This is a genomic window from Pseudonocardia sp. UM4_GMWB1 (assembly GCF_017312155.1).
GTDB lineage: Bacteria > Actinomycetota > Actinomycetes > Mycobacteriales > Pseudonocardiaceae > Pseudonocardia > Pseudonocardia alni.
Window position 1 is genome coordinate 3039743 of record NZ_QJPN01000001.1, and the last position, 21072, is coordinate 3060814.

Consider the following 21072-nt stretch of genomic DNA (forward strand, 5'->3'; position numbering starts at 1 on the left):
GGCCGCGGTGGCGGCCTCGGACCGCGAACGCTGGGACGCCCGGCACACCGCCGCGGGGGCCGGGTCGCCGCTCCCGCCGGACGCGCTGCGCGGGCGCACGGACCTGCTCCCGTCCTCGGGCCGGGCGCTGGACGTGGCCTGCGGGCGCGGCGCGGTCGCGGTGTGGCTGGCGATGCAGGGACTCGACGTCGTCGCCGTCGACGTGTCCCCGGCCGGGCTCGCCGCGGGCGCCGGGCTGGCCGCCGCCCACGACGTACGGGTGCGCTGGGTGGAGGCCGACCTCGACGCCGGCTTCCCCCGCGACGACGACCGCTACGACGTCGTCGTCTGCCAGCGGTTCCGCGACCCGGCGCTCTACCCGGCGCTGCGTGCCGCGCTCGCGCCGGGCGGGCTGCTGGTGGTCACGGTGCTGTCCGAGGTCGGCGACGCGGGCGGCCCGTTCCGGGCGGTGCCCGGTGAGCTGACCGCCGCGTTCGCCGGCCTCGAGGTCCTCGCCCACGGCGAGGGCAACGGGGAGGCGCACCTGGTCGCCCGCCTCCCCGCCTGATCAGCCGCCGTGCGTGGCCGCGCTGCGGTAGTCGGTGTAGGTGTAGGGATTGTCGAGGACCTTGGTCTCGGGGATCTCGGGGTTCATCCCGGCCTGCCAGGCCGCCTCGCCCATCGTGGCGCGCAGGTGCTCGACGGTGGCGGTGACCGAGGTCCGCGCGGCGGCGAGGTCGACGTCGACCAGGCGCCCGTCGCGCTTCACCACGCGCCCGTCCACGAGCACGGTGTGCACGTCGCCGCGCTGGGCCTGGAACGCGACGTGACCGTGCGGGTTCAGCAGCGGGAACGACACCGGTGAGTGGTCGTTGCGCAAGAGCACCAGGTCGGCCTTCTTGCCGACCTCGACCGAGCCGAGATCGGACTCGCGTCCGATCGCGCGGGCCCCGCCGCGGGTCGCCCACTCCACGACCTGTTCGGCCCGCAGCGACGAGTGGGTGACGGTGTCCCCGCGCGCGTGTGCCTCCAGGTGCTCGCGAGATCGGTCGGCGCCCAGCGTGGTGCGCATCGCCGAGAACAGGTCCGCGCTCCACCACATCGAGGTGTCCATCGACAGCGACACCGGGATCCCGTGCTCGCGCAGCGCCCAGGTGGGCGGGTAGCCCTGACCGGCGCTCTGCTCGCTCTCGGTGGACACCGACACCGAGCCGCCGGTCGCGGCGATCCGGTGGTAGGAGTCGGCGGACAGGGTCGCGGCGTGCACGTAGACGGTGTCCGGCCCGGCGAAGCCGTGCTCGTGCATGAGCCGGACGCCGTCGTCGTTGGTCGCGCCCCACACCCCGGCGTGCGTCGTGACGCCGACGCCGAGCTCGCGGGCCACCTCGAACGCGGGGCGCTCGGGGAACGCGGGGTCACCGGTGACGTCGAAGGCGAGCTGGAAGCCGAGCATGTCGTCGCCGGGGGTGATGCGCCGCGACACGAACTCGCGGAACCCGGGGTCGGCGGTCCAGTTCGCGGGGGCGTCGTGGATGTTGCCGTAGGCGAGCACGAACCGGCCCGCGGTGGAGGTCAGGGCGTCGACGGCGGCGTCGGCGTGCTGCGGGGTCTGCAGGCCGTGCGACCAGTCGACGGTGGTGGTGACGCCCGCGTCGAGGGCCTCCAGCGCGGCGAGCAGGTTCCCCGCGTGGATGTCCTCCGGGCGGAAGATCCTGCCCCACTCCAGGTAGTTCCAGACGAAGTACTGGGTGAGCGTCCAGTCGGCGCCGTACCCGCGCAGCGAGGTCTGCCACATGTGCCGGTGGGTGTCGACCATGCCCGGCATCACGATACCGCCGGTCGCGTCGACCTCCTCGGTGCCCTCGGGCACCTCCAGACCGACCCCGACCGCGGCGATCCGGTCACCGGTCACCAGGACGTCGTGGCCGGACAGGACCGTCCGGCCCGCGTCCACCGTCAGGACGGTCCCGTTGCGGAAGACGACGCTCATCGACGCACTCCTCGATTCTGCGGACAGGCGTCCGCTGTGCGGACATCGCACGGACGGCGGTCACTGTCGCGCACCCTTCTTGTGCTGTCAACGGCCGGGTCGCGGGGGTGTCCGGCTACCGTGGGCCCATGGCACGCGACGGGACCGGCCCGGACTTCATCGAGGCGCTCGCCCGCGGTCTCGAGGTGATCACCGCCTTCCGGCCCGGACGGGCGGAGATGACCCTCGCCGACCTGGCCGGCGCGACCGGGCTCGCCCGCCCGACCGTGCGCCGGGTGCTGCTCACCCTCACCGAGCTCGGCTACGTCCGCTCCGGCGAGCGCGGCTACGCCCTGACCCCGCGGGTGCTGGACCTGGGCGTCGCCTACGTCCGGTCGACCGGGCTGTGGGACGTCGCCCGGCCGCACCTGGAGCGACTCGTCGCGCGGACCCACGAGTCGTGCTCGATCGCCCAGCTCGACGGCAGCGACATCGTCTACGTCGCGCGGGTCGCTGTGCCCAAGATCGTCGCGCTGTCGGTGCAGATCGGGACGCGGTTCCCGGCCGCGTCGACGTCGCTGGGGAAGGTGCAGCTCGCCGCGCTGGCCCCCGAGGAGCTGGAACGGGTGCTGGCCGAGCCGTCGCGCTCCGGGCTGACCCCGCGGCACGCCCCGGCGCCCGCCGAGCGCGACGCCGAGCTGCGCGAGGTCCGGGCCCGCGGCTGGGCGCTGACCGACGAGCAGCTCGCCCCGGGCATCCGCTCGGTCGCCGCCCCGCTGCGCGACGGCGAGGGCCGGGTCGTCGCCGGGGTCAACGTCAACTGCCACGCCGCGGAGACCTCGCTGGAGACCCTGCTCGAACACCATCTGCCGCTGCTGCTGCAGGCCGCGGGCGACATCAGCGCCGACTTCGCCCGGCTCGCCTCCGCGCCGCACGTGACGGTGTCGGCCACGGCTTGACCGCCGCCCGCGCCCGGGGTCACGATCGTCTGGCGGACACTCGTCCGCACAGCGATCACTTCGGAGGGACACCGATGGCGGAACCCGGAACCGGCGGGCCGCTCGACGGCGTACTCGTCGCCGACTTCTCCCGGATCCTGGCCGGGCCGTACGCGACGATGCTGCTGGCGGACATGGGCGCCGACGTCATCAAGGTCGAGGGACCGGCGGGCGACGACACCCGCACCTGGACCCCGCCCGAGCGCGACGGCGAGGCCACCTACTACCTCGGCATCAACCGGGGGAAGCGGTCGATCGCGCTCGACCTGCGCGACCCCGGCGATCTCGCCGCGGCCCGCGAGCTCGCCCGCCGCGCCGACGTCGTCATCGAGAACCTGCGGCCCGGCGGGATGGCCCGCTTCGGGCTGGACCACGCCTCCGTCGCCGCCGACAACCCCGGTGTCGTCTACGCCTCGATCTCCGGGTTCGGCTCCGGTGCGGGCGCGCACGTCCCCGGCTACGACCTCATGGTGCAGGCGATGTCCGGGCTGATGAGCCTCACCGGCGACCCGGACGGGCCGCCGTACCGGGCCGGGATCTCGGTGTTCGACGTGATGGCGGGCAACCACGCCGCGATCGGCGTCCTCGCCGCGCTGCGCCACCGCGACCGCACCGGCGCCGGCCAGCACGTCGAGGTCAACCTGCTGTCCTCCGCGCTGACCGGGCTGGTCAACCACAGCTCCGCCTGGGTCGCGGGCGGGACGGTGCCCTACCGGATGGGCAACGCCCACCCCTCGGTGTTCCCCTACGAGCCGATGCCCACCGCCGACGACGACCTCATCGTCGCCGCCGGCAACGACGCCCAGTTCCGCAAGCTCTGCGGCGTGCTCGAGGTGCCCGGCCTCGCCGACGACCCCCGCTTCGCCCGCAACGCCGACCGCACGGTCAACCGGGAGGAGCTGCGCCCGCTGCTGGAGGAGCGGCTCGCGACCCGGGGGGCCGTCGAGTGGTTCGAGCTGCTCACCGCCGCCGGCGTGCCGTCCGGGCCGATCCAGACCATCGACGGCGGGTTCGCGATGGCCGAGCGCTTCGGGCTCGATCCCGTCGTCACGGTCGGGGAGGGGGACCGCGCGGTGCCCACCACCCGGCACCCGGTCCGGTTCTCCGCCACCCCGGCCGTCTACCGGCTCCCTCCGCCGCGGCTCGACGAGCACGGCGCCGACCTGCGGAAATGGCTCGACTCATGACCTACCCCACCGCCCTGGGCGCCTCGTCGAAGGACGCCATCACCCTGCTCGGCCACGACCTCGCCGACGACGTCATGGGGAAGGTCGGGTTCGGCGAGCTCGCGTTCTGGCTCGCCACCCAGCGTCGCCCCACCCCCGGTGAGACCCGGGTGTTCGAGGCCGTCCTCGCCGCGCTGGCCGACCACGGGTTCACCCCGACCGCGATCGTCACCCGGCTCACCCACCTGTCGGCGCCGGACTCGGTGCAGGGCGCGCTGGCCGCCGGGCTGCTCGGCGGCGGGTCACGCTTCCTCGGCGTCACCGAGGACTGCGGCCGGTTCCTGCACGACCACCTGCCCGTCGAGCGCCCGACCACCGACGACGGCTGGGACGCCGTCGCGCTGGAGATCGTCACCGCCCAGCGGGCGGCGAAGCGGTTCGTGCCGGGCCTCGGCCACCACGTCCACAAGGACGGCGACCCCCGCACCCCGCGGCTGTTCACCCTCGCCGCCGAGGAGGGGCTGACCGGCCCGCACCTGAGGCTGTTCGCCGCGATCGGCCGGGTGCACCCGCAGGTGCTCGGACGGACGCTGCCGCTCAACGGCGCCGGCGTCTGCGGCGCCGCGCTGGCCGACCTCGGCCTGCCGCTGGAGCTGCTGCGCGGCTTCGCCCTGCTCGCCCGCACCGCGGGCCTGATCGGCCAGCTCGCCGAGGAGCTGCGCCACCCCGTCGCCAACGACATCTTTCTGTCCGTGGACCTGCACAACCGGTCCGTCGACCCCGACCCGTACCAGCCCGAGGGAGACCTGCGATGACGCAGCCCACCACCGTCACCGAGGACACGATCACCGACGCCGCCGTCGCGCGCTGGGCGACCGCGCACGACCCGCGCACCGCCGAGCTGATGACCGCCCTGGTGCGCCACCTGCACGACTTCGCCCGCGAGACCCACCTCACCGAGGACGAGTGGATGGCCGCGGTGCGCTGGCTGACCGCAACCGGGCAGATCTCCGACGACAAGCGCGAGGAGTTCATCCTCGCTTCCGACGTGCTCGGGCTGTCCATGCTCGTCGTCCAGCAGAACCACCGGCTCGACCCGGCCGCCACCCCGGCGACGGTGCTGGGCCCGTTCCACATCGACGGCTCCCCGGAGAAGGCCTCCGGCGAGGACATGTCCGACGGGCTGCCCGGCGACCCTCTGTTCGTGCACGGCAGCGTCCGCGCGCTCGACGGCACCCCGGTGACCGGAGCCGTCCTCGACGTCTGGCAGTCCGACGCCGACGGCACCTACGAGGCCCAGCTCGACGTCGACGAGGCCCGGCTGCGCGCGAAGTACACCACCGGCGACGACGGCGGCTACTGCCTGCGCACCATCGCCCCGCTCGGCTACGCCATCCCGATGGACGGGCCCGTCGGCGACCTCGTCTCGCGCACCGACATCAGCCCGATGCGGCCCGCCCACATCCACTTCCTGCTGGCCGTGCCCGGCTACGAGCCGCTGATCACCCACCTGTTCCGGGAGGGCGCCGAGTTCCTCGACTCCGACGTCGTGTTCGGGGTCAAGCGCGAACTCGTCGTCGGCTTCACCCGCCGCGAGCCCGGCCCCACACCGGACGGCGGGCACAGCGAGGTGCCCTGGTACGAGGCCCGCTACGACTTCGTGCTCCAGCCCGCCGGATAGGTCGCCGGACCGGGACTCAGCGCCGGCCGACGACGAGTGCGGCCAGCCCGGTCGTCACCGGGACGGCGGCGACCAGCCCGATGCTGCCCACCAGGGTCCGCACGATCTCGGTCGCCACGTCCTGGCTGGTGAGCACCTGGGTCACGCCGCCCGCCGCCACCGTGAACAGCAGCAGCAGCGGGAGCGCGGCGCCGGCGTAGGCCAGCACCAGGGTGTTCACCGCGGACGCGACGTGGTCGCGCCCGATCCGCATCCCGGCCGCGAACAGCTCGCGCACACCCAGCTCGGGGTTCGCCGCGCCCAGCTCCCACACCGCGGAGGCCTGGGTGACGGTGACGTCGTCGAGCGCCCCGAGCGCGCCGATCACCAGTCCGGCCAGCACCAGGCCGCGCGGGTCGATCGGTACCCCGGGGCCGAGCGTGCCGATCAGCGTGGCGGTGGTGTCGTCGAGCCCGGTGAGCCGCGAGGTGACGGTGAACAGGTAGCCCAGCACCCCGATCAGGGCGAGCGAGGCCAGCGTGCCGAGCACCGCGCACGAGGTCCGCGCGGTGAACCCGTGGGTCAGGTACAGCACCACGAACATGATCAGGCAGGCGCCGGTGACGGCGACCGCGAGCGGCGAGCCGCCGGACAGGATCGCCGGCAGCACGAACCACAGGAGGACCACGAAGCTCAGCGCCAGGCCGACCAGTGCCGCGAACCCGCGCAGCCGCCCGAGCACCACGACGGCCAGCGCGAACGCCGCCGCCAGCCACCCCAGCGGGGCGCCGCGCTGGAAGTCCACGAGCTGGTAGGAGCCCGCGTCGTCGGGGTTCGCGCCCGACCAGGACAGCGTGACCGGGTCGCCCACCGCGAACCGCGGCGTCGACGGCTCGTTCGGCACCAGCTGCACCAGGTCCCGCCCGGCGCGCGGCCCGTCGGACAGCGCGACCGTCACCCCGGTGCAGCGACGGTCCCCGGCGCCGGGGGAGCAGTCCGCGACCTGCACCGCGGTGACCGTGCCGTGCACCTGCTGGGTGGGTGGGATCTCCGGGACCGGGGTCGCCCCCGGCCACAGCAGGGCCACCCCGGCGAGCGTCGCGAGTACGCACGGCACGAGCAGGGCGACCAGCAGCCTGCGCACCCGTCGCCCGGCCGGGGACGCGGCGCCGTGTCCGTGCCCGTGCCCGTGTCCCCGGCCGGGGGCGGGCGGGGCCGGCGGGCCGGGTGTGGCATCGAGGTCGGCCTGGCCGGGGCAGTCGCCCCAGCCGCCCGGGTGCCCGGGGTGGGGGATCGGACCGGTCTCGGCGCCGTCGGCGGGGTCCGCCGCCGCGCCGCCCGCCGGTGCGGACCCGGGGCGGTTCTCCACGGGGGCCGGACGGCGCGGGGCCGGAGCGTGGCGGGCCCGGTGCCGCGCCGGTTCGCCACCCGGGAGCCGGTGCCCGCCCGAGGCGCCCGGGGGTCGGTCCTCGGCGCGCCGCCGCCCACCCGTCCGCGGGGCGGCGGGACGCCCGCCGTCGGGGGCGGACGGGTCGCGCGGGACGGGCGGAGGCGGGGGCACCTCCGCATCCTTGCAAACGATCTTCGACCTGCGGGCTGCCGTTCGCCCGGACGCGACCGCCCGGCGACGACCGGTTGTCCGGCGTTCGAACTTGTGTTCGACTGACTCGGTGCGATGGAACGGACAGCAGGTCGGGGCGGACGGTGTCGGGAACGCGACGGCGCTGCCGGGGATGCGGGGGTTGCTGCGCTCGGTGCGCACGCCGGGGTTCGCGGACACGGTGTTCCACGAGGTCGAGGCGCGCTCGGTGCTGAACCGGGTGCCGTCGTCGTCGCCGGTGCCGTTCGGCTGGACGGTCAACCCCTACCGCGGCTGCTCGCACGCGTGCACCTACTGCCTCGTCCCGGAGACCCCGGTGCTCACCGCGGACGGCCGGTCGCGGCCGATCGGGGAGCTGCGCCCGGGTGACGAGGTGGTCGGCACCGTCGCCGACGGCGGCGGTCGGCGCCGCTTCGTCCGCACCCCGGTGCTCGCGCGCTGGTCGACGCGGCGCCGCGCCCAGGAGGTGACCCTCGACGACGGCACGCGGCTCGTCACCTCCGCCGAGCACCGCTTCCTCACCACCTCCGGCTGGGCGCACGTGCGCCCGGGGCGCTGCCGGGCCTCCGCGGACCGGCCGCACCTGGGCCCGGAGACGGCGCTGGTCGGGCCCGGTGCCGCCGCGGTCCCGGGCGGGGCCCGGCCCGACGGATACGCCGAGGGCTGGCTCTGCGGGTTGGTCCGGGCCGACGCGGTGCGCGGCCGGGTGCGGGCCGAGCCGTTCCCGACCGGCTGGGTCGAGCTGGAGGCGCTCGCCCGCGCCCACCATCTGCTGACCGCACGGCCGGCGCTCGTGGCCGCCGGGATGCTCGCGGCGCCCGCCCCGTCGCCGGCGGCCTGGCCGCAGCGGCCCGCCCGCGGCTGGACGGCCGGTTTCGTCGGCGGGATCGTCGACGCCTGTGGTGAGGTCTCCGCCGGGGTGCTGCGGATCGTGCCCGGCGACGAGGAGCTCGCCCGGGCCTGCGTCGACGCGCTGCGCCGGCTCGGGTTCCGCGTGGCCTCCGAGCCGTCGGCCCGGCCCGGGGTGCGGGCGCTGCGGGTGCTGGGCGGGGTCGCCGAGCAGCTGCGGCTGGTCGCGGTGACCGACCCGGCCGTGGCCCGGGTGCGCGACGTCGGCGGTGCCCGTGTCGAGGAGCCGCCCGGGGGAGCGCCGCGGGTCGTGGCGGTCCGCGACACCGGCACCCTCCGCCCGATGGTCGACATCACCACCGGTACGGGGGACTTCGTCGCCGCCGGGGTGGTCAGCCACAACTGCTTCGCCCGCAACACCCACACCTACCTCGACCTCGACGCGGGCGCGGACTTCGACTCCCAGATCGTGGTCAAGGTGAACGTCGCGCGGGTGCTGGAGCGGGAGCTGGCCCGGCCGTCGTGGCGGCGCGAGCACGTCGCGATGGGCACCAACACCGACCCCTACCAGCGGGCGGAGGGCCGCTACCGGCTGATGCCCGGGGTGATCACCGCGCTGGCCCGCTCCGGCACGCCGTTCTCCGTCCTCACCAAGGGCACCGTGCTGGGCCGGGACCTGCCGCAGCTCGCGGCCGCGAACGCCGACGTCCGCGTCGGCACCGGGGTGTCGATCGCGCTGCTGGACCGGGAGCTGCAGTCGCACCTCGAGCCGGGCACCCCGAGCCCGCGGGCCCGCCTCGACCTCGTCCGGCGGATCACCGACGCCGGCCTGCCCTGCGGGGTCATGGTGGCCCCGGTGCTGCCGTGGCTGACCGACTCCACCGAAGCCCTCGACGCCCTGCTGGCGGAGATCGCCGCCGCCGGGGCGAGCCGGGCCACGGTGCTCGCCCTGCACCTGCGTCCCGGGGCCCGGGAGTGGTTCCTGGCCTGGCTGGGGCGGACCCACCCCGCGCTGCTGCCGCGCTACGAGCGGCTCTACCGCGGCGGGGCCTACGCCACCCGGGACTACCGCGGGACCCTGGCCCGGCGGGTCGCCCCGCTGCTGGCCCGGCACGGCCTGGACCGGCCCGAGCCGAACCCGCGCGACCCGGGGTGGACCCGGCAGCCGGTCGCGTCGCCGCGGGCTGCGGAGCCCGGGGACGGGCAGCTGAGCCTGCTCTGAGAACCCGCCGGAAACCTGGTGGCAGACGGCCCGGGGGATGCCGATAGCCTTGACCGCCGTGATGCGAACCCACCCCGTCGGCACGCTGCGTGCCGAGAACGCCGGCCAGACCGTGACCCTCGCCGGATGGGTGGCCCGCCGCCGCGATCACGGCGGCGTGATCTTCATCGACCTGCGGGACCGCTCCGGATCGGCCCAGGTCGTGTTCCGCGAGGGCGAGATGGCCGAGCGGGCCCACCGGCTGCGCTCCGAGTTCTGCATCCAGGTCGTCGGCGAGGTCGTCCGCCGGCCCGCGGGCAACGAGAACTCCGACCTGCCGACCGGCGACATCGAGGTCACGGTCACCGAGCTGACCGTCCTGTCGGAGTCGGCGCCGCTGCCGTTCCCGATCGACGAGCACACCGGCGTCGGCGAGGAGATCCGGCTCTCCCACCGCTACCTCGACCTGCGTCGTTCCGGGCCCGCCGCGGCGATGAAGCTGCGCAGCGACGTGAACAAGGCCGCCCGCGACGTGCTGGCCGCGGAGGACTTCATCGAGGTCGAGACGCCGACCCTGACCCGGTCCACCCCCGAGGGCGCGCGCGACTTCGTCGTCCCGGCGCGGCTGCGCCCCGGCTCCTGGTACGCGCTGCCGCAGAGCCCGCAGCTGTTCAAACAGCTGCTCATGGTCGGCGGGCTGGAGCGGTACTACCAGATCGCGCGCTGCTACCGCGACGAGGACTTCCGCGCCGACCGCCAGCCGGAGTTCACCCAGCTCGACATCGAGATGAGCTTCGTCGAGCAGGACGACGTCATCGCACTCGCCGAGAAGGTCCTCACCGCGCTGTGGCGCCTCGTCGGGTACGAGATCGAGACCCCGATCCGCCGGATGCCCTACGCCGAGGCGATGGCCCGCTACGGCTCGGACAAGCCCGACCTGCGCTTCGACATCGAGCTCACCGAGCTCACGTCGTACTTCGCGGGAACCGGGTTCCGGGTCTTCCAGAACCCCTATGTCGGCGCGGTCGTCATGCCGGGCGGGGCGTCGCAGCCCCGCAAGGTGCTCGACGGCTGGCAGGAGTGGGCCAAGCAGCGCGGCGCCCGCGGCCTGGCCTACGTGCTGATCGGTGAGGACGGGCAGGTCGACGAGCGCGGCCCCGTGGTCAAGAACCTGTCCGAGGCCGAGCGGTCCGGCCTGGCCGAGGCCGTCGGCGCGCACCCCGGCGACTGCATCTTCTTCGCCGCCGGCAAGCCCACCGAGGCCCGCGCGCTGCTGGGCGCGGCCCGGGGCGAGATCGCCCGGCGGACCGGTGCGATCGACTCCTCGGCCTGGTCGTTCGTCTGGATCGTCGACGCGCCGCTGTTCGAGTCGGCCGCCGACACCGACGACGTCGCCGTCGGCGGCGGTGCGTGGACCGCGCTGCACCACGCGTTCACCTCTCCGACCCCGGAGTGGATCGACACCTTCGAGAAGGACCCGGGCAACGCCCTGGCCTACGCCTACGACATCGTCTGCAACGGCAACGAGATCGGCGGCGGCTCGATCCGTATCCACTCGGCCGACGTGCAGAAGCGGGTCTTCGAGATCATGGGCCTGTCCGCGGAGGAGGCACAGGAGAAGTTCGGCTTCCTGCTCGACGCCTTCTCGTTCGGTCCGCCGCCGCACGGCGGGATCGCGTTCGGCTGGGACCGGATCACCGCGCTGCTCGCCGGCGTCGACTCGATCCGCGAGGTCATCGCGTTCCCGAAGACCGGCGGCGGGTTCGACCCGCTCACCCAGGCCCCCGCGCCGATCACCGCCGCGCAGCGCAAGGAGGCGGGCGTCGACGCGAAGCCGACGGCGCCCGCGCCCGGCGGGTCGGCGCCCGGCCGCCCCGGGGAGACCGGCGGCGGTGCCCCGGAGAAGCCCGGCCCGGCCGCGTAGGCGCTGCACCTGCGGGTGGTCTGCCCACCCGGGCGGACGGTCGAAGGTCCGCAGCGTCCTCGACGCCCAACCCGGGGTGGGCCACCTGGTGGTCCACCCCGGGGTGGCGGTGTACCCGGCCGGTGACCTGGTCGAGGCCGACGTGGTGGGCGCCATCGATGCGGCGGCCGCGGTGCTGGTGCTCACCCGTCGCGGATCGCGTCGTCGGGGCGCGGACCGCGCGCTCTCCGAAGGGTAGGGTCCCCTTCGATGACCGATCCGCAGTCGACTCCCGGCGCGGTCGCGGCGGTGGCCGGGGCCGCGCGGTTGCTGTCGCGGCGGGCGGGCTCGGAGGTCGAGCTGTTCGAGCCCGAGGACCTCGGCGGCAGCGGCCGCTCCGTCGTCGCCCGGGCCCGGATGGCGAAGAACCCGTTCTCCGACCGGCGCAGCGTCGTCGTGAAGCACTACGCTCCACCCGAGGACGGCACGGACCTGGCGTCGGACCCGTTCCGCTACGAGGTCGCGTCCTGCCAGCTGTTCACCGCGCTGCCCAGCGACGTCCGGCCCAGCCCGGTGATCATCGCGCACGACCCGGAGCAGCGGCTGCTCGTGCTGGAGGACCTCGGCCGCAGCCTGACCCTGGCCGACAAGCTGTTCGCCCCGGACGCCCAGGCCGCCCGGACCTGCCTGCTCGGCTGGGCCCGCGGCCTGGGCCGGATGCAGGCCGCGACCGCCGGGCGGGAAGGTGACTTCGGGGCGCTGCTGCGCCGGCTGGGGGAGAAGGCCCGCCGGGACCCGGTCGCCGACCAGGCCCGCGCCGCGCTGGCCGGGCTGCCGGAGCTGCTGGTCGAGATCCTCGGCGTCGAGGTGCCGGAGATGGCGCTGTTCGAGGCCCAGGGCGGGGTGCGCCTGCTCGGCGGCACCGGGTTCCGCGCGTTCAGCCCGTCCGACACCTGCCCGGACAACAACCTGGTCACCAGCCGAGGGGTGCGGTTCGTCGACTTCGAGTGGGGCTGCTTCCGCGACGTCGTCCTCGACGCCGCCTACGTGCGGGTGCCGTTCCCCGGCTGCTCGTCGAGCTTCGCCCTGCCCGACGCCGTCGCCGACGCCATGCTCGACGCCTGGCGGGCCGAGGTCGCGCCGGTGTGGCCCGAGCTGGACGACCCCGAGCTGCTGGAGTCGCGCCTCGCCGACGCCCAGGTGCTGTGGGTGTGGTGGTCGACCTGGCAGCTGCTGCCGCGGGTGCCCGAGCGCGACGGCCCGATCGGTCCCGACGCCGGCCGGTCCCCGCGGATGTCCACGGCGCTGCGGCACTACTGGCGGGGCCTCGGTGTCACCGCGGAGGCGACCGCCCGGCCCGGCACGGCCGCGCTGGCCGAGGCCGTGGTGACCGCGCTCGACACCCGTTTCCCGGACGCGTCGTCGACGCTGCCGCTGTTCCCCGCCTTCCGCGGGGGCGAGTGGTAGGGACCCGCCCCGAGAGTTCCCACGGCGGTACGGGACCCGTCACCGGTTGCACACGGGAACGGTGGCTGCGGCGGTGATCGTGTCGGCGTGTCCCCGATGACCGCGCGCCCGTCCGTCGTCGATCCGGTCCTCCGCCCCGTCCGCCCCGTCGCCGTACCGCACGCGACCGGGCGGCCCGTCCGGCACCTCGTCCTGCTGGGCGACTCCACCGCCGTCGGACTGGGTGACCCCCTGCCCGGCGGAGGCTGGCGTGGGTTCGGCCCGTTGCTGCGCGACGCCCTCGACGATCCCGACCACCCCGGCTCGGTCCGGCTGGACAACCACGCCCGGACCGGGGCGCGGATGGCCGACGCCCGGCACGGGCAGGTGCCAGCGGCCGCGGCGTCGGGGCCCGACGTCGTCGTGCTGTGCGCCGGGATGAACGACACCCTGCGCTCGGACTTCGACCCGGCCGCGATCCGGCGGGACTGCGCCGAGTCGCTGGAGCTGCTGCTGCGGGCCGGTGCGACCGTGCTGCTGCTCCGCTTCCACGACCACACCCGCGTCTGGCCGCTGCCGGGGCTGTTGCAGCGGGCGCTCGCCACCCGGATCGCGGCCCTGAACGGGGCCGTCGACGGGGCGGTGGCCGAGGCCGTCGCCGCGACGGGGCGGTCCGCCGTCGGGATCCTCGACCTCGACACCGCAGGCAGCTACGACCCGGCGGCGTGGAGCGTGGACCGGTTGCACCCGTCCGAGCTGGGGCACCGGTTGCTGGCGCGTGGTTTCGCCGCGCTGCTCGGCGCCGCAGGGTTCGCGGTGCCGGGGGAGATCGGGCTCGACGCCGCCGGTGGGCGGGAGGTGACGGCCTGGCAACGGGGGGCGTGGCTGGTGGTGCAGGGGGTGCCGTGGCTCGTGCGGCGGTCCCGGGACCTCGGGCCGGTGATGGTGCGGGGGCTCCTGGAGGGGGCGCGGGCGCGGAAGGTGCCCGCCTGACCTCGGCGGCCCGGTCACAGGCGTCGCAGGAAGTTCCCGATCCGCTCCACGGCCTGCTCCAGCTGCGGCAGCGCCGTCGCGTACGAGCAGCGGATGTGCCCCTCGCCGGAGGGCCCGAACACGCTGCCCGGGACGACCGCGACCGACTCCTCCCGCAGCAGCCGCTCGGCGAAGGTCTCCGAGTCCAGCCCGGAGGCGCGGATCGAGGGGAACGCGTAGAACGCGCCCGCCGGCTCCGGGCAGTCCAGCCCGGCCTCGCGCAGGCCCTTCACGAAGACCCGGCGGCGACGGTCGTAGTCGGCCACCATCTCCGCGACGTCGCCCTCCGCGCTGGTCAGCGCCTCCACGGCGGCGAGCTGCGAGATGTGCGGCGCGCACAGCATCGTGTACTGGTGCACACGCAGGCACAGCTCCGCGATCGGCTCCGGCGCGGCGAGCCAGCCGACCCGCCACCCCGTCATCGCCTGGGCCTTGGAGAACCCGCCCAGGACCACCGTCCGCTCCCGGGCACCCGGGACCGCGCCCAGACAGGTGTGGGCGCCGGTATAGGTGAGGCGGTCGTAGATCTCGTCGGAGAGCAGGTACAGGTCGTGCCGCTCGGCCAGCGCGACGAGCTCGCGCAGCACCTCGGGCGGCTGCACCGCGCCGGTCGGGTTGGCCGGCGAGCCGATCAGGATCGCCTTCGTCCGCGGCGTCACCGCGGCCTCGACCGCGGCGATGTCGATCGCGAACCCGTCCTCGGCGCGGGTCGGCACCCCGACCGGCACCCCACCGGCGAACGCCACGCACGGCTGGTAGGCGACGTAGCAGGGCTCCGGGACGATGACCTCCTCGCCCGGGTTCAGCAGCACCCGGAACGCCAGGTCCAGGCCCTCGGACACCCCGGTCGTGACCAGGCACTCGGTGGCGGGGTCGTAGTGGGCGTCGTAGCGCGACGCCAGGTCCGCGCACACCAGCTCCCGCAGCTTCGGCAGGCCCGCGTTCCCGGTGTAGGTGGTGTAGCCGCGCTCCAGGGCGTAGATCCCGGCCTCGCGGATCCGCCACGGCGTCACGAAGTCGGGCTCACCGACACCGAGGGAGATGACGTCGTCCATCTCGGCGGCGATGTCGAAGAACCGCCGGATCCCCGACGGCGGGATCGCCGAGATCGTCGCGTTGAGCGCCTTCACGGGGTCACCGGCAGCCGGTGGTCGGGCTCCGGCTCGGCGAAGGAGTCGCCGTCGCGCTTGTGCGTGGCCAGCACGAAGTGCGTGGCGGTCGAACGGACCCGGTCGATCGTGGACAGCTTCTGGGACACGAAGTCGCTGACCGCGCGGATGTCCGGGCCGACGACCGTGCAGCGCAGGTCGTGCCCACCGGAGACGAGGTAGCAGTCGCGGACCTCGTCGAAGCGGGAGATTCGGGCGGCGACGTCGTCGAACCCGACCCCGCGGGCCGGGGCCACCGACACGTCGATGAACGCCGTCACCTGCGCCCCGGCGCGGCCGGCGCCGGAGTGGCCGTTGCCGCCGTCCTCGTACCGGGCCCAGTCCACGACGGCCTTGTGCCTGCGGATCACCCCGGAGCGTTCCCACTCCGCGATCCGGGCGTCGACCTCGTCTCGGGGCAGACCCAGCATGGTGGCGACGGTGTCGTGGCTCAACGACGCGTCACGTTCGAGCAACTCGAGGATCTCGCGCACGGCGTGACCCTACGACGACCGCCCGTCGCCGTGCCGCGGGCCGGGCGGGTCGGTGGTGGCCCGCCCCGGCCGACCGGTCAGGCCGCGTGCGGCAGCGGGGCCGCGACGTCCGGAGCGACACCGCCGCGTGCCGGGTCGAGCAGCCCGCACTCGAGGTCGACGAGCTGGACGCGCGTGCACGGACCGCACACGTACACCGTGCCGGTCGGGCCGTGGTGGCTGCTCCAGGCGAGTCCGCGGACGTCGGCGGGAGTGCGCGGACGGGAGCAGAGCGGGCAACTCGGGATCGTGTCCATGCCCCGTGAGCGTGCACGGGCTCTGTTGCGCGCCGGTGACACCGCGCGTCCGCGGCGTTGCGTTCCGGCGACGATCCGGGGTCGGCGACGATCACGCTGCGTACGCGTCGGTCACGAATCGGGGGCGAGCCGGTGAATTCGGCACCGCCGCACCCCGCCCGCAACTAGGGTCCGCGCGCATGAGCAGCAACGAACCGCCGCGGGGCGAGGACCCGCAGGCCGGTCCCGGGGGGGCCGCGACGCCCGGCGGCGCCCAGGAGTCCGGGCAGGCGGCCGGGAGCGGTGACCAGCCGGGCACGCCGTACCCCGGCGGGCAGCAGGCCGGGCAGGACGACGCCGCCACCGGCGCGCAGGAGCCGGGACAGCACGGCACCGCCGCCCCGTCCCAGCACGGCCCGCAGTACGGCCAGGACCCCGGCCCGCAGTACGGCCCGCAGTACGGCCAGGCCCCGTACGGGCAGGACCCCGGCCAGTCCTACGGCCAGCAGCAGTACCCCGGCCAGTACCCCGGCGCAGGCCAGTACGGCGGCCAGCAGCAGTACGGGGCCCAGTATCCCGGCCAGTACCCCGGGGCCGGCCAGCAGTACCCGGGCCAGTACCCGACCGGCCAGCAGTACGGCGGCCAGTACCCGCAGGGCGGCTACGGCCGGCCCGCCTACCCCTCCGGAGGTGCCCCGCCCAGCGGCACCTCCCCGGACCCGCTGGTGCCGTTCTCCTTCGGCGACTGGTTCTCCAAGATCGTCGGCGTCCTGCAGCGCAGCGGGAAGCCGCTGCTCATCATCAACCTGATCGTGCTGATCCCGACCGCGGTCCTCAGCGGCATCAGCTACCTCCTCGACGGGGGCACGCGGTCGTCGTTCGACCCCGTCGACCTCGACCTCAGCACGGGGTTCGTGGCGGGCCTCGGCCTGACCACCCTGGTCCTGGCCGTGATCGCGATCGTGCTGTCCGCGCTCGGCTACGCGGCGTCGGTGTTCGTCGTCGTGCGCGACGCGGCCCAGCGCCCGTGGAGCCAGGACCAGGTCATCGCGTTCGCGAAGAACCGCGCGCTCCCGGTGATCGGCTGGTCGCTGCTGGCCGGACTGCTGTTCGTCATCGGCTTCTTCCTGCTGATCATCCCGGCCATCTACCTGGGCGTGGTGTTCACCGGCGCGCTGATCGGGGTCGTCGTGATCGAGCGGGCCGGGATCGGCCGCACGTTCACGCTGGTCAACCCCCGGTTCTTCCCCGTGTTCGGCCGGCTCGTGGTGTTCTTCCTGATCGCGATCGTGTACTCGCTGGTGATCTCGCTGGTCGTCGTCGCGCCGCTGACGTTCCTCAGCCCCGTCCTGGGTCAGGTCGTGGGGACCCTGCTGCAGCTGCCGGTGCAGATCGCCGGCGTCGCCGCGATGATCGTCACTTACGCCGAGTGCCGCTTCCACGAGCACAACCCGGTGCACACCCCCGTCCTCGCCGACGAGATCGACCGCGCCTGAGCCGCCCGTCCACCCGGGGCCGGTGTCCTGGCAGGCTGGATGCGATGAGCACCGACGGCCTGTTCGACATCGACCCCGGGGGCGACGAGCGCGACACCGGTGACGGCGACGCCGTCCGCCCCGACGCGCCGCTCGCCGCGCGGATGCGCCCGCGCACCCTCGACGAGGTCGTCGGCCAGGCCGACCTGCTCGCACCCGGTGCGCCGCTGCGCCGCCTGCTCGACGGCGGCGCCGCGGCGTCGGTGCTGCTCTACGGCCCGCCCGGCACCGGCAAGACCACCCTCGCCCGGCTGATGGCCGGCGCCGGGGGAGCGGAGCGGCATTTCGTCGCCCTGTCGGCGCTCTCGGCCGGGGTGAAGGAGCTGCGGGCCGTCATCTCCGAGGCCCGCCGGCGTCGCGACCGCAGCGGCACCACCACGGTGCTGTTCATCGACGAGGTGCACCGCTTCTCCCGTACCCAGCAGGACGCCCTGCTCGGCGCGGTCGAGGACCGGCTCGTCCTGCTCGTCGCCGCGACCACCGAGAACCCGTCGTTCTCCGTCGTGTCCCCGCTGCTGTCCCGCTCCCTCGTGCTGCAGCTGCAGTCCCTCGGGGAGGACGACGTGCGCACCCTGCTCCGGCGCGCCGTCACCTCCGAACGGGGCTTGAACGCGACCGTCGCGCTCGCCGAGGACGGCGAACAGGCACTGGTCCGGCTCTCCGCTGGCGACGGGCGCCGCGCGCTCACCGCGCTGGAGGCGGCCGCCGACGGTGTCCTCGGCGCCGGCGGCGACCCGGTGATCGACCTCGCCGCCGTCGAGCGCGCCGTCACCGAGGTCGCCGTGCGCTACGACCGCGCGGGCGACCAGCACTACGACGTCATCAGCGCGTTCATCAAGTCCATCCGCGGCTCCGACCCCGACGCCGCCCTGCACTACCTGGCCCGGATGCTCGTCGCGGGGGAGGACGCCCGGTTCATCGCGCGCCGGCTGATGATCCACGCCTCGGAGGACGTCGGGCTGGCCGACCCGACCGCGCTGCCCGCCGCGACCGCGGCCGCCCAGGTCGTGCAGCTCGTCGGGATGCCGGAGGCGCGGATCGCGCTCGCCCAGGTCACGGTGCACCTGGCGACCGCACCCAAGTCGAACGCGGTGATCACCGCGATCGACGCCGCAATGGCCGACGTACGCTCCGGCAGGGTCGGCGGGGTGCCCCCGCACCTGCGCGACGGCCACTACGCCGGCGCGCAGAAACTCGGCAACGCCGTCGGCTACCGCTACCCGCACGACGACCCCGACGGCGTCCTGCGCCAGCAGTACCCGCCCGACGACGTCGTCGGCGTCGACTACTACGCGCCGTCCGGGCGCGGGCACGAACGCGTCCTCGCCGAGCGCCTGCCCAAGCTGCGCCGCGTCGTACGCGGCACCCGGGACTGAGCCCGCGCGCTCAGCCGGTGGTCAGGGTCAGCCCGAGCGCCCCGGTCGCGGTGCGGATCGGGGTGAAGTAGCTGGTGCAGTTGCCGTCGCCGCCCGCACCGGTGTGCACGCCCTGGGCCTGCCCGGACGAGGTGATGTAGGGGGCGCCGGAGTCGCCCTCCTGCGCGCACGCCGCCACCGAGGTCAGCCCGGACTGGCTCTGGCCCTCGAAGTTCACCGTCATGTCGGTGCGCTGGACCGTGCCGCAGGACCGCCCGCTGGTGGACCCGTACAGGCAGACCGTGGAGCCCACGGGCGCCGGACGGCTCCCGGCCACCCGGATCCCCGACACGGTCGCCGACACGCCGCCCGGCTCGACCGCGATCGCGCCGACGTCCACCCCGCGGCCCGCGGTCTCGACCTCGGAGCCGATCGTCGAGCCGTCGCCGGCGGACCAGGACGACGAGCCCCGGGTGCAGTGCCCGGCGGTGATCAGCCAGTCGCTGCTGCCGTCGGAGGCGGCGAACCCGGCCGTACAGCGGCGGGTCCCGTCGGTGATGGTGTCGCCCCCGCCGACCGCGGCCTGCCGGTGCGCCGGCGCCGCCACCCGCTCCACCCGCACCGCGGACGGGTCGAGACCGCCGGTCAGGCCCGCGGCCAGCGCGTCGGCGCCCGGCCCGTCGACGACGCTCACGACGACCTGCTCGGTGCGGGGGTCGACGCCGTAGGAGTCCAGACCGGCGGGCATCCCCGTCGCGGTGCGCCCGGCCAGCGCCGAGAGCACCGCGGCCGGGTCGCGGCGCGGCTCGTCGCGCACCACCGGCGTCGCGCCGAGCGCGGTGACCAGCGGCGCGGCCGCGGCGTCCCAGGTGCCCACCATCAGCCGTCCGTCGGCCAGCCACGTCCCGGCCAGCGCGGGCCCGAGGGCCTCGGTCACCGCGGGCACCAGCGCCGCGGCGGCGTCCTCGCCGACCGTGACCGGGGGGAGCGCCGGGCCCGCGGTCGCCGGCAGGGCCACCCCCACACCGATCGCGACGGTGCCGAGAGCGGCGAGCAGGAGGCGGTGCGGGCGACGCAGAGACACGAGCGGTCCTTCGGGCGAGCGGAGCGTGACACCCGGCCCAACGAGGCCGCTCCGCCCGGGTCACGGCCCGCAGGCGGAGGACACTCCTCCGACAGGGGTGGACGTCCGTCCGTGCCCGAGATCTTCCCATGAGGACCAAAGCCCCTACTGTCCGTCTACCTATACCGCAAATTGTGCATGTTGATTGACCCCGAAAGGGTGCACCGGAAAGGTTGATCGCAGGCCGGGGCGCGGCCGAGCGGACCTGCCGGCAGCGCCGACCACCACCGGCGGAGGACAGCGCGACAGTCGCACCGCCCGACCTCTCCCGGGTCGGGCGGGCGGTGCCGGCGCCTGACGCGGCCCCGGGTCGCGACCGAGGAGAGCTGGGCAGATGCACGACGGACCCGTGGCCATCGCGACCGCACCCGAGGACGCCGCCGAGGAGGCCGACCACCGGCAGGCGGCGGACCTCCTCCCGCCGGAGATGCTGGCCGCGGCCGTCGCCGGCGACGAGCGCGCGGTCGCGCTGCTCCTGGCTAAGGTGCACCCCCAGGTGGAGCGCTTCTGCCGGGCCCGGCTGGGCCGGCGCGAGACGATCCTCGGCTCGGCCGACGACGTCGCGCAGGACGTCTGCATGGCCGTGCTCTCCGTGCTCCCGGCCTACCGGCCGTCGGGGATGTCGTTCCGGGCGTTCGTGTTCGGCATCGCCCGGCACAAGGTCGCCGACGCGTTCCGGGCGATGGCCCGCAACCGCTGCGACGCCGTCGAGGAGCTCCCCGAGCGGTTCAGCCGCGAGGACGACCCGGAGCAGGTCGTGCTCGACGCCGAGCGCAACGACCGCCTGTCCGAGCTCATGGGCCTGCTCGGCCCGCGCCAGGTCGAGATCCTCACGCTGCGCATCGCGGTCGGGCTGAGCGCGGAGGAGACCGCCGACGCGCTCGGCTCCACCCCCGGCGCGGTCCGCGTCGCCCAGCACCGCGCGCTGCAGCGGCTGCGCCGCGAGCTCGAGGACCGCGCGTCCCGCCGGGCCGGCGTCCGGGTCGTCGCCGTCCCCGTCCCGCGGACCCCCGTCCGCACCCCCCGCGTCCTCGTCCCCGCGCCGCGGACCCCCCTCGACGCCCCGCTGCCGGTCGCGGTCTGACCGGAGCGAGACGGCGGACCTGCCGGCCCTCCGGTCGACCCCCCGGACCGGGAGCACGGCGGGACCCGCAGACGGTCGGTGCCGGTGCGCTCGGGCGCGCACCGGCACCGGCCGTCCCCTCCTCCGGGTGCCGGTAACCTGGCACGACCGGCCTCCCGCGGCGTCCCCACGCCGCGCGGCCTACGGTGTGGCGCGGGCGCAGGGCGCCCGCCCCGTCGCCGACCCGTCGCCAGCCGTACCCGTCACGAGAGACCC

Annotated in this window: 18 protein-coding genes and 1 pseudogene; 13 read left to right on the forward strand and 6 right to left on the reverse strand. The window is 75.2% G+C overall.

Going from position 1 to position 21072, the window contains the following annotated elements; all coding sequences use genetic code 11:
• The first annotated feature begins 7 nt into the window (after window positions 1-7).
• Window positions 8-547 carry a class I SAM-dependent methyltransferase gene (locus tag DMP15_RS14550; protein ID WP_073574662.1) on the forward strand — a complete coding sequence of 180 codons (540 nt, stop codon included), beginning with the start codon at window positions 8-10 and terminating at the stop codon, window positions 545-547.
• Here the strand turns inward: DMP15_RS14550 and DMP15_RS14555 are convergent, their stop codons facing one another.
• Window positions 548-1969: an amidohydrolase family protein gene (locus tag DMP15_RS14555; RefSeq protein ID WP_161151822.1), complete on the reverse strand. Its 1422-nt coding sequence runs from the start codon at window positions 1967-1969 to the stop codon at window positions 548-550.
• Between the two features lie 128 nt (window positions 1970-2097).
• Between DMP15_RS14555 and DMP15_RS14560 the strand changes: the two genes are divergently transcribed.
• The 4 genes from DMP15_RS14560 (at window position 2098) to DMP15_RS14575 (ending at window position 5793) form a co-directional block, all read left to right on the forward strand.
• Window positions 2098-2907: an IclR family transcriptional regulator domain-containing protein gene (locus tag DMP15_RS14560; RefSeq protein WP_073574663.1), complete on the forward strand. Its 810-nt coding sequence runs from the start codon at window positions 2098-2100 to the stop codon at window positions 2905-2907.
• A gap of 74 nt (window positions 2908-2981) precedes the next feature.
• Window positions 2982-4133, forward strand: a complete 1152-nt coding sequence (locus tag DMP15_RS14565) for a CaiB/BaiF CoA transferase family protein (protein WP_073574664.1) — start codon at window positions 2982-2984, stop codon at window positions 4131-4133.
• Window positions 4130-4927 carry a citryl-CoA lyase gene (locus tag DMP15_RS14570; protein ID WP_100877597.1) on the forward strand — a complete coding sequence of 266 codons (798 nt, stop codon included), beginning with the start codon at window positions 4130-4132 and terminating at the stop codon, window positions 4925-4927. Before DMP15_RS14565 ends, DMP15_RS14570 begins: the two co-directional genes overlap by 4 nt.
• The gene (locus tag DMP15_RS14575; protein WP_073574666.1) at window positions 4924-5793 is read left to right on the forward strand and encodes a dioxygenase family protein; all 870 of its coding nucleotides are present in this window, start codon (window positions 4924-4926) and stop codon (window positions 5791-5793) included. Before DMP15_RS14570 ends, DMP15_RS14575 begins: the two co-directional genes overlap by 4 nt.
• A gap of 16 nt (window positions 5794-5809) precedes the next feature.
• On the opposite strand, the gene DMP15_RS14580 is transcribed toward DMP15_RS14575, so the two are convergent.
• Complete coding sequence (locus tag DMP15_RS14580) at window positions 5810-7333, reverse strand: YibE/F family protein (protein ID WP_337826028.1); 1524 nt, start codon at window positions 7331-7333, stop codon at window positions 5810-5812.
• Window positions 7334-7442: 109 nt separating this feature from the next.
• Here DMP15_RS14580 and DMP15_RS14585 point away from each other — a divergent pair, with 109 nt between their 5' ends.
• The 5 genes from DMP15_RS14585 (at window position 7443) to DMP15_RS14605 (ending at window position 13764) form a co-directional block, all read left to right on the forward strand.
• Window positions 7443-9443 carry an intein-containing Rv2578c family radical SAM protein gene (locus DMP15_RS14585; RefSeq protein WP_139282728.1) on the forward strand — a complete coding sequence of 667 codons (2001 nt, stop codon included), beginning with the start codon at window positions 7443-7445 and terminating at the stop codon, window positions 9441-9443.
• A 58-nt stretch (window positions 9444-9501) separates the two neighbouring features.
• Window positions 9502-11346 (forward strand): aspartate--tRNA ligase, encoded by a 1845-nt coding sequence (gene aspS, locus DMP15_RS14590; protein ID WP_073574668.1) that lies wholly within the window; start codon window positions 9502-9504, stop codon window positions 11344-11346.
• A gap of 88 nt (window positions 11347-11434) precedes the next feature.
• Window positions 11435-11584, forward strand: a complete 150-nt coding sequence (locus tag DMP15_RS14595; RefSeq protein WP_337826029.1) for a hypothetical protein — start codon at window positions 11435-11437, stop codon at window positions 11582-11584.
• Window positions 11585-11595: 11 nt separating this feature from the next.
• Complete coding sequence (locus DMP15_RS14600; protein WP_073574669.1) at window positions 11596-12792, forward strand: hypothetical protein; 1197 nt, start codon at window positions 11596-11598, stop codon at window positions 12790-12792.
• Between the two features lie 96 nt (window positions 12793-12888).
• Window positions 12889-13764 carry an SGNH/GDSL hydrolase family protein gene (locus DMP15_RS14605; RefSeq protein WP_174565865.1) on the forward strand — a complete coding sequence of 292 codons (876 nt, stop codon included), beginning with the start codon at window positions 12889-12891 and terminating at the stop codon, window positions 13762-13764.
• 14 nt (window positions 13765-13778) lie between these two features.
• Here the strand turns inward: DMP15_RS14605 and DMP15_RS14610 are convergent, their stop codons facing one another.
• From DMP15_RS14610 to DMP15_RS14620, 3 genes are all read right to left on the reverse strand, one after another.
• Window positions 13779-14933 (reverse strand): aminotransferase class I/II-fold pyridoxal phosphate-dependent enzyme, encoded by a 1155-nt coding sequence (locus DMP15_RS14610; protein WP_073574670.1) that lies wholly within the window; start codon window positions 14931-14933, stop codon window positions 13779-13781.
• Entirely contained in the window at window positions 14930-15445 is a 516-nt protein-coding gene (locus DMP15_RS14615) for an Lrp/AsnC family transcriptional regulator (RefSeq protein WP_073574671.1), read from the reverse strand. Before DMP15_RS14615 ends, DMP15_RS14610 begins: the two co-directional genes overlap by 4 nt.
• A 77-nt stretch (window positions 15446-15522) precedes the next feature.
• Window positions 15523-15741 carry a hypothetical protein gene (locus DMP15_RS14620; RefSeq protein ID WP_139282729.1) on the reverse strand — a complete coding sequence of 73 codons (219 nt, stop codon included), beginning with the start codon at window positions 15739-15741 and terminating at the stop codon, window positions 15523-15525.
• A 179-nt stretch (window positions 15742-15920) separates the two neighbouring features.
• Between DMP15_RS14620 and DMP15_RS14625 the strand changes: the two genes are divergently transcribed.
• Entirely contained in the window at window positions 15921-17216 is a 1296-nt protein-coding gene (locus DMP15_RS14625) for a hypothetical protein (RefSeq protein WP_161151786.1), read from the forward strand.
• A 44-nt stretch (window positions 17217-17260) separates the two neighbouring features.
• Window positions 17261-18631, forward strand: coding sequence for a replication-associated recombination protein A (locus tag DMP15_RS14630; protein ID WP_073574673.1), 1371 nt, complete (start codon window positions 17261-17263; stop codon window positions 18629-18631).
• A 10-nt stretch (window positions 18632-18641) separates the two neighbouring features.
• On the opposite strand, the gene DMP15_RS14635 is transcribed toward DMP15_RS14630, so the two are convergent.
• Window positions 18642-19694, reverse strand: a complete 1053-nt coding sequence (locus tag DMP15_RS14635; RefSeq protein ID WP_073574674.1) for a S1 family peptidase — start codon at window positions 19692-19694, stop codon at window positions 18642-18644.
• 466 nt (window positions 19695-20160) lie between these two features.
• Between DMP15_RS14635 and shbA the strand changes: the two are divergent.
• Window positions 20161-20682 (forward strand): annotated as a pseudogene (gene shbA, locus DMP15_RS14640) (RNA polymerase sigma factor ShbA); the annotation flags it as partial.
• Between the last annotated feature and the right edge of the window lie 390 nt (window positions 20683-21072).

What these genes read in the sequence shown, in the direction of transcription:
- DMP15_RS14625 (WP_161151786.1), top strand. Translation starts at nt 15,921, where the DNA reads ATGAGCAGCAACGAACCGCCGCGGGGCGAGGACCCGCAGGCCGGTCCC.
- DMP15_RS14620 (WP_139282729.1), bottom strand. Translation starts at nt 15,741, where the DNA reads ATGGACACGATCCCGAGTTGCCCGCTCTGCTCCCGTCCGCGCACTCCC.
- DMP15_RS14630 (WP_073574673.1), top strand. Translation starts at nt 17,261, where the DNA reads ATGAGCACCGACGGCCTGTTCGACATCGACCCCGGGGGCGACGAGCGC.
- DMP15_RS14555 (WP_161151822.1), bottom strand. Translation starts at nt 1,969, where the DNA reads ATGAGCGTCGTCTTCCGCAACGGGACCGTCCTGACGGTGGACGCGGGC.
- DMP15_RS14565 (WP_073574664.1), top strand. Translation starts at nt 2,982, where the DNA reads ATGGCGGAACCCGGAACCGGCGGGCCGCTCGACGGCGTACTCGTCGCC.
- DMP15_RS14560 (WP_073574663.1), top strand. Translation starts at nt 2,098, where the DNA reads ATGGCACGCGACGGGACCGGCCCGGACTTCATCGAGGCGCTCGCCCGC.
- DMP15_RS14570 (WP_100877597.1), top strand. Translation starts at nt 4,130, where the DNA reads ATGACCTACCCCACCGCCCTGGGCGCCTCGTCGAAGGACGCCATCACC.
- DMP15_RS14575 (WP_073574666.1), top strand. Translation starts at nt 4,924, where the DNA reads ATGACGCAGCCCACCACCGTCACCGAGGACACGATCACCGACGCCGCC.
- DMP15_RS14600 (WP_073574669.1), top strand. Translation starts at nt 11,596, where the DNA reads ATGACCGATCCGCAGTCGACTCCCGGCGCGGTCGCGGCGGTGGCCGGG.
- DMP15_RS14605 (WP_174565865.1), top strand. Translation starts at nt 12,889, where the DNA reads ATGACCGCGCGCCCGTCCGTCGTCGATCCGGTCCTCCGCCCCGTCCGC.